The following is a 7,765-nucleotide window of genomic DNA, read 5'->3' as shown; positions in this document are numbered from 1 at the left end:
AACGAAGTTAAGAAATAATGGCTGTCCTAATTTTTGGCAGACACAGCTAATAAATAGCAAATACTCAGCAGAATAATCTTTTTTCTCATACTCTTTTTGTTTTATTGTACCCAACGGTCCGGCTACGTGACGTGCCGGACTCTAAATTTACCATTTTCGTTCCATTTCACAAATGCTAGCGCAGGCAGCGAAAGACCAAATTGGCGAAGCCTGGCTTTTGCTGCCTGCGCAGGTTTTTCCATCTCCATTTTCTTCTCGAAGATTTTTACCGGCATGGCATGTAGCCATTGTTGGCTGCAGTTTTTATCGCCTATATTTTTCAATATCAATGAACTCCAAATCGATAAATTCACCTGCTAAATGATCAAAGTCTTTATCTGTTGTATATAATTTCAATTTGTATACGCTAGCGGTGGCGGCTATCCATATATCATTCTTCCCCATATTTCTTGAACTAAAGTCAACTTTTCTATCTGCTAATTTACCTTGGCTAAAGGCATCTATATCTCCATAACGGTCAATAACCTCTTTTATATTCACATTGATCTTTGCAATTCTTTCAAGAGTCTTTTCTAATCTCTTTTTTCGGCTATCTCCTATTCCTAATTTTTTGGTTAATGCATTTAATTCTCCTAGAGTTACTACTGATATCATAAGTCTATTCTGGTTCTTGAATATTCCGTATTTCTTTTCAATTTGTTCTGACACCTCTGTTCCTCGGCTATATATCAACAGTAAATTCGTATCCAGTATTATATCCATTTGCTTTACAAACTAATCAGATTGTTAATCAAGGTTTTCCAATAGTTCTTCTAAAGAATGTTCCCACTCAATTTCATCGGTTAGGCTTTTGAATTCTTGGTAATTGATCGGTTTGTAGTTTTGTTCTTTTAAAAGTTGATCTATGGTTACTCCCTCTCTTACTTCAACGATCCCGTCTTCAACATTTAGGCTTTGTTCATCCTCAACAATGTTCATCTCTTCTATCTCTTCCGCCTGTTGAAAGATTAGTTTTAGCTTTTTGACATCATCAATCCTTGTTAACACATTGATAATATCTTTCCTAAGTTTATTTGTATTTACTGCTTGATCCATCATATTTACTTTTCTGTCTTCTTCCAATTAGCATATTTCCTTCGATCCAATTTACAACTTATTAGAACAATCTCGAGACTTTATCAGTTCCCAAAAACCAGCCGCCGCTTTTATTAATTGACTATCAGATACTTACGATTACACCATGTTGCCTGCAACGGCCGGTGTAGCTGACGTGCCGCCGTTTAGGCGGCATGGGCAGCTACACTTTGTGTGTGCCCGGAATGGGCTCCCCTCGCTATAAAGATAGCGAGTTTTCTAAGTGGTGCAAGTCCACTGGTAGCGAGTTGGTGAAGCTGCCTGGCAAGCCGCAAGGGCGCGTGGGGCGGCTCCGGGCCTCACTGCAAATGCTGGTACGGACCCTGATACGCTAAAGCTACAGGGCAGGCTGGACAGAAACCGTATAAGAGGCTGTTCAGGGGGGGCAAGGCAGCGGCAGCCAACAAACCCCTGGCCCCGCTCCCGGATGGGTGGCTGGGCCATCGCGTTCTTTTTCCATAAATTGACCCTTCCCTGATGGAGCGCTCCCATTGTCAAATACTTGGGCTGCATTCGCTATGAAATGCGTCTTCCATGTTGTAATCTGCTAGGGGTGCAACTCATACTTCTGCGCTAAATCTGCTAGCGTAACACGCTCTTGCAGCGCTTCCAAAACTACCTTCTTCTTGAATTCGGATGTGAATTTTCTCCGGTTTGCCATTGTTCACTTTTTAAACGAAGTTCTGAGTACATGACAAAACTGTAAAACTTTAATATGAATACCGCAAATCGTCAATTTTTGTGCTAATTTTCTCGATTTTCTTTAAAAATCGTCGATTTTAAATCGGTCATATTAGAAATAAAAACTTTTGTCATGTACTCAGCAAACCAAGTTTGATTTTCTGGGCTTTAGCTTTCAGCTTCGCAAAATTTATGAGGTTAAAGACAGCAAAGTGAACCTATGGAGGGGCTATTGTGCAGCAATCAGCACGAAAGCCGCCCGCCATATTCGCAATCAGATTATGAAGTACAAAATCCACCGGGCAACGGGAGCAGATTTGGAGCAAATCGCTCAATCTCTGGCCCCCAAACTGCGCGGATGGATCAGGTATTTCTCTCCATTTTACCCATCAGCTTTAAGAGAGGTATTTTCGGCATTGAACGCTCGCTTGGTGCGTTGGATCACCAACAAGTACAAATCATTCCGAAGGCGTAAATACCAAGCTTGGCAGAAGTTGAAGGAAATCGCCAGCGACTTCCCTAACCTGTTTGAGCATTGGAAATACGGCTATACCCCCTAATGATCTTCTAGTCCTGAAGAGCCGTGTGAATCGAGAGGCTCACGTACGGTTCTGTGAGAGGGTGGGGAACTGCTTAGTCAGTTCCCTGCTCTACTCGACTTTATTATTTTTTTTGCATTGACTTGCAGCTCTTTGCAACCGCAGGAACGAGGATTGCAATGTGCTGTATATTGCGTTGGCATTTCCATTATACTAACTCATCCTTCTTCTTTGGTTTTGATTTGGCAGACTTTCCTCTGTTAATTCTACGGTCAGACATTTTTTTCCAAATCTGTCTAAATTCCATTGTCTCTTCTAATGAGAAACCATAATGTTCAATGAGTACCGCTCTATCTACGATGTCGAGAACTTCTTCAATCCTATCTTCACGAATTAATTCATCTATGAGCATTACATCAATTCCGTGTTCTTCAACTACAGGAATTAGTAACTCTTCAATTTCAGTGGGTTCAAAAGTCATTACTCCACCACCATAACTTCTTCCAGTCACCTCTGAAAAAGCAAAAGTTAATGAGTTTAGAAAACAGATAACTATGCTTTCAGGACTAAAGACTTCAGATATAAATCTTACTCTATGGATAGTATCAGTCGAAGAGGCTTCAACTTGATTAAGAACTAATTTTGGATAGCGGTTCACTTGTCTTAAAGCAAATCCTTGAGGAATCCATAAGGAAGGTGTGATATACCACCTTTTTCTAATTCTACATTTGTAACCAGTGTGGAACTCTTTTTCTTCACCGTATTTAATATACTTTTTACTTTTCTCGTCTAAATTTTTGAACTCGGTGTTCTCTGGTAAAAAGAGTTGATTAGGTAGGTCTTTTTGAGCATTAAATTCAAAGTCAGCTTCATTAAAAATGATACCCGATAATTGATTTGACTTACTCACTACCTTAGTTGTAACATCTTGTAGCTTCCATTCTGCAACTTGAGATTGCTTTAACATAAAGAACTCGTTACGACCTGTAACAATACCTACATCAGCATCTAAAATATCATTAGCTAAAGGAATACGATTACTATCTTTTATTTCTCTGAGTAAATTTATCTCCCTTGGATTTAAAAAGTATTTAGTCCACTTTTCAGTATCGTGTTGTATTTCTACAACTTCTGTTTCAGCAACTGCATCAAAATCAATATTATTAAGCTCTTCTAAATCATCTAATTGAAGTACTCTAATGCCGTGAGCATTTGTAACTGATTTTTCACAAAGTAATAAGATTACTTCTTGTTGAATACCATCAAAAACTAACTTCTTAAATGTGACTATGGTGATTCTTTCAAAGAAATTTGAAAGAAAGACTCTTGTTTGTTCTGCGTACTTAACTTGAAACAATTCTGCAGGAATAACCATTCCCAACCTACCATTTTCACTTAGCAAAGTAGAACATATTACTAAGAATGGAACCCAAATATTAGTTAGCTTATTTGGTTTTAAGCCAATATCTTCCATCATTTTGATAGCAATATCTCTATGCTTTTTAGGGAAATTCTGATACCTTATAAATGGTGGATTACCTATTATCGAATTAAATACAGGATTCTCTTGATTTGAGATAAAGCTAAAGAAATCATCATTGACTATTGTATCATTATTTAAGCCAAAATTAGCCGCACGATTTGCAGCCTTGATTGCTTCCTCTGGAATAAGTTCCACACCTCTCAGTCTACCGTATAGTTCATCACCATTTACACCAAGCTCATTGAATCTCTCTATAGCTGCCTGAATAAAATTTCCGTCTCCACAACTTGGCTCCAAAACTATATCCTCCTCATTTTGGATTGCCCAAGAACATATGAACTCAGCTATTGGAGAAGGTGTATAATAACCGCCTCTGAGCTTATCAAAATCAATATTTTGTTCTTTACCTGCCATTTAAGATTCTATTGGTGCAGCAAATAAATTGTCGCCAATTATGCAATCTATATCATCTTGAGTGAAGCCGTATAAGGCATCAATCTGATTGAATAGGTTGTTGTATAATCTATTTATTTTACGTTGAATTATTCTCTGTTTAGCATATACTTTAATGCCATTTAAGCTCTCTTTAGCTTTTATGATAGACTTTACGTTTTTAACTATTTCATTATGTGCATTCTTCTGGTCTTTGTCCGTAAAGTCAATTTCTTTTATTGGTAAATTCTCAATAAACTGTTTCCCGTGTGAATAGTACTCTCCTCTAAACTCGCTTGCTCTGGATTTTACCATAGCTTCTAAAACTGGGTGAGTGAGCAAACCAGCTATGTAATAAATTGAATAGTTAGAGTCCGAAGTGATTGAATAATATGGGCCATTACCACCACCAGTGAATTGAAAGTTTGTTTCATCAATAACATAGCTTGGTCCCTGACTAAGGACAGGAAACACTATCTTATCGGTGTTGTGGAATTTAGTTAAACTTTGACTTCTACCGTATTGATACCATTTTGGATCTTTTCCGTTAATACTTCTTTTCTCTAATTTACCTTTAAATAGATTTAAGTAAGCCCAACAGTCAGGATAATCATTTTCAAAATCAGCTTCTGAAATTACTGTTGCTGAATCTCCTGCAATAGTGTAAGGGAAAATCATTTGACCATTAGCCGAAACAGTGTCAAAACCATTGAAACTAACATCATATAATGAAGGTTTGCATATTCCTTTTTCAACTTTATATTCTGTATCGCCTTTCGAAAAATAGAAATGAGTATCATCTTCTTTGGTTGGTGTGAAAATATAAATTGGGTCAGCACTGGTTTGTAACCCAACTGGAATTTCAGCAACAGCCTTTAATGGCAGTGTTCCTTTTGAAATAATTCTTTTGAAAAGCTTATCCGCATTTTCAGAAACAAATACCCAAGGTGCAGCATCAAAATTAGCATTGAGATAAGTGATAACTGGTGCTGTTTGGAATATGTCATTTGGAGCTAAATTATCTATTCTGCTAAAGTCAAGATTTTCTTTTTCTGCTTTAACAAAAACAACAATAGCGGTGTATGTGCTTCTATTCGGAAAAAGCTGGGTAACTCCAAAATGAATAATTCTGTCCAAAGACGTACTGCTTGTAATGTAAGCTCTGAGCTTCTTACCACCTTTTACAATAAAAAATTTGTGAGGTACTATATAACCGACACGTCCACCATCACAAAGTAGATTTATAGCCCTTTCAATAAATAGATAGTATTTGTCAAAAAGGTCCTTTTTAGAATAAGTATAGGGCGAATGCTTACTTCTATAATACTCAATCTCTTCTGGTGAGTACTTCACGAAATTTTGAATCCTAACGTATGGTGGATTTCCTACTATTGCATTAAAGCCATTAGTATCTTCTAAAAAAGGAAATTCCTCACCCCAATTGAATGGATTTATCTTAAAAAGTAATTCGTCATTGTCCTCAGCATCTTCATCAAATTTAAAATAATCATCATCAAGAAGAGAGTTTCCACATTTGATATTATTGTCAAGATTAGGCAATACTTTCTGCCCTGTGCTATCTAAAAAACTTTGAATAGATACAGCATTTTCATTTTCAATTAAGCGAAGTAGTAAACTAAAATGAGTTACTTCGACAGCATAAGGATTTATGTCTACGCCAAAAATATTATCAGTAAGAATGGAATGTTTTTCAGATAATGACAAACTAAACTGCCCTTCGGACAATTCTGTTAAACAATCATCTTCTATCTCTTCTTGGGCTAAAAAATATGCTTCACGATAATGTTGAATGTAATCAAATACAGAGAGTAAAAATGTACCAGAGCCACAACATATATCTGCTATTCTAAAAAACAAAGAATCTTCGAAGGTAGCCTCTGCATATAGTTTGTCTAATGTTTCACTGACAATCTGCTTTACAATTCTTTTAGGTGTAGGCACTACTCCATTAGAAGCAACTACTTCTGGCTCCTGTACTATTGAAACCGAATAGTCATCTGCTAATTCGATTTTATTACCTAAGTACTGCTCATATATTTGGCTTAAAATATCAGAATCAATAACGGAGAAATCATAAGGACTCACAGGGTAATACAATTCAGAGAAAATATCAATTAGTATTTGGTCATCAATGGTTATTTGTTGAACCAAATCATCTTCAATGAACGAGAATAAACCAGAGTTATATTTTTTATCCGAAGCTACAAACAGTATCTTTAGCTCATCATAGGTGCTAATGCTTTTTAAGGTCTCATACTTTTCAATTTCTCTATCCTCACATATTCGTAAGAATATGATTTTATTAATCATCCTTTGGATAAGGAAGTTAATGTCATCTTGAGATAAACCTGCATTATTTTCAACTACGTTTTCAGCAAGTTTTTTCCTCCAATTTTCAATTTGATTTAGGAAATGACTGTCAAAAGATTCTTCACCCTTTAGGTCGCCTGTATCAATTCTATCTAAGCTTCCTGATTTGATAGCTTCAAATGATAGTAGTGAGTATAACTCTTCTAAATTATCAATGAAGTCAGTGTAACAAAATGACTTATATCTGTTGTAAGAGGCAAGGTCTTCTAATTCTGGTTTTACCGTACAGTCATAAAATACCAAGTGCTCAAAATTAGTAAGAACTGAGAAAGGTAAATTAGCACTCCATCCATATCTTCTCGTTTGAAAAGCTGGTGCTTTTTCAGTTGTAATATTAATAGAAACCTTTTTAGCTTCTACAAACAAGGAACGTTGTCCAAACTGTTTTAACGTATAATCTGGGTTCTTTTTAGTTATTTTATCTTCTTCCTCAACATCAATTGATTCTTCTTGTATAACTTCCCTGTACAGTTGGGTTTTACGTGCTTCATTATCAACATCCCATCCAAAAGATTTGAGTAGAGGATTTAAGAAATCAATTCTCACTTGAGCTTCACTATATGCACCCTTCTTGTAGTCTACATACCCATTACCAAAAGCATCAACTAAAACTTTTAGTTGTTCTCTGCATTCATCAATATTCTGGCAAATCTTATACGCCATTATTTAGATACTTTCTTTTGGTATTTAACTTCTTTTTCAGCTACAATCAATGCCTTTAATGCCTCATCTTCATTCGCTACTACAGCATATACTTGGTCTGCCAACCAAAGTGACATAGCTTCTGCTTTGTTAAGTTTAAAGATTGTAACGAGCTGTTGAACGTGTTCTCGCTTAGCGGTACGTTCACCTCTTTCTATTTTGCTCATTTGAGCGGTGTCAATATCTAACTCTGCCGAAAGGTGTCGCAAGAGCATTTCTTGCTCTTCCCTTTTAGCCCTTATAAGATCTCCAAACTTATTCATTATTACTTTATGACTTGACAAATAATGGCAAATATAAAGAAAACAAGAGAAAAGGTGTCAATTTTTTTTATGATTTTTAGCATTGGAAAAAAAGCAATGTGTGCGATAGCACTCTTTGCTTTGGTACGATTGGTTTTTCA

The 7,765-nt window shown here is 36.3% G+C and carries 7 protein-coding genes; 1 reads left to right on the top strand and 6 read right to left on the bottom strand.

The window, feature by feature from the left end; genetic code table 11:
• Positions 1-303 precede the first annotated feature (303 nt).
• From FRY97_RS21165 to FRY97_RS23400, 3 genes are all read right to left on the bottom strand, one after another.
• A complete protein-coding gene (locus FRY97_RS21165; RefSeq protein ID WP_147169622.1) occupies positions 304-762 on the bottom strand; it encodes a type II toxin-antitoxin system VapC family toxin in 459 nt (152 codons plus the stop codon).
• Between the two features lie 24 nt (positions 763-786).
• Entirely contained in the window at positions 787-1,122 is a 336-nt protein-coding gene (locus FRY97_RS21160) for a hypothetical protein (protein ID WP_147169621.1), read from the bottom strand.
• Positions 1,123-1,681: 559 nt separating this feature from the next.
• Complete coding sequence (locus FRY97_RS23400; RefSeq protein WP_147169620.1) at positions 1,682-1,795, bottom strand: transposase; 114 nt, start codon at positions 1,793-1,795, stop codon at positions 1,682-1,684.
• A 232-nt stretch (positions 1,796-2,027) separates the two neighbouring features.
• Between FRY97_RS23400 and FRY97_RS21150 the strand changes: the two genes are divergently transcribed.
• Positions 2,028-2,375: a group II intron maturase-specific domain-containing protein gene (locus FRY97_RS21150; RefSeq protein ID WP_262712250.1), complete on the top strand. Its 348-nt coding sequence runs from the start codon at positions 2,028-2,030 to the stop codon at positions 2,373-2,375.
• A 187-nt stretch (positions 2,376-2,562) separates the two neighbouring features.
• Here the strand turns inward: FRY97_RS21150 and FRY97_RS21145 are convergent, their stop codons facing one another.
• The 3 genes from FRY97_RS21145 to FRY97_RS21135 are packed head-to-tail and all read right to left on the bottom strand — an operon-like array spanning position 2,563 to position 7,625.
• Positions 2,563-4,251, bottom strand: coding sequence for an Eco57I restriction-modification methylase domain-containing protein (locus tag FRY97_RS21145; RefSeq protein WP_147169618.1), 1,689 nt, complete (start codon positions 4,249-4,251; stop codon positions 2,563-2,565).
• A complete protein-coding gene (locus FRY97_RS21140; RefSeq protein WP_147169617.1) occupies positions 4,252-7,323 on the bottom strand; it encodes an Eco57I restriction-modification methylase domain-containing protein in 3,072 nt (1,023 codons plus the stop codon).
• Complete coding sequence (locus tag FRY97_RS21135; protein ID WP_170254814.1) at positions 7,323-7,625, bottom strand: helix-turn-helix domain-containing protein; 303 nt, start codon at positions 7,623-7,625, stop codon at positions 7,323-7,325. Before FRY97_RS21135 ends, FRY97_RS21140 begins: the two co-directional genes overlap by 1 nt.
• Between the last annotated feature and the right edge of the window lie 140 nt (positions 7,626-7,765).

This window comes from Phaeodactylibacter luteus, assembly GCF_007993045.1.
GTDB classification, from domain to species: Bacteria; Bacteroidota; Bacteroidia; order Chitinophagales; family Saprospiraceae; genus Phaeodactylibacter; species Phaeodactylibacter luteus.
The sequence above is the reverse complement of the archived record's forward strand: the minus strand, read 5'-3'. Positions and strand labels throughout refer to the sequence as shown.

Coding starts and splice junctions, on each gene's coding strand:
- FRY97_RS21165 (WP_147169622.1), bottom strand. CDS start 762: ATGGATATAATACTGGATACGAATTTACTGTTGATATATAGCCGAGGA.
- FRY97_RS23400 (WP_147169620.1), bottom strand. CDS start 1,795: ATGGCAAACCGGAGAAAATTCACATCCGAATTCAAGAAGAAGGTAGTT.
- FRY97_RS21145 (WP_147169618.1), bottom strand. CDS start 4,251: ATGGCAGGTAAAGAACAAAATATTGATTTTGATAAGCTCAGAGGCGGT.
- FRY97_RS21140 (WP_147169617.1), bottom strand. CDS start 7,323: ATGGCGTATAAGATTTGCCAGAATATTGATGAATGCAGAGAACAACTA.
- FRY97_RS21135 (WP_170254814.1), bottom strand. CDS start 7,625: ATGAATAAGTTTGGAGATCTTATAAGGGCTAAAAGGGAAGAGCAAGAA.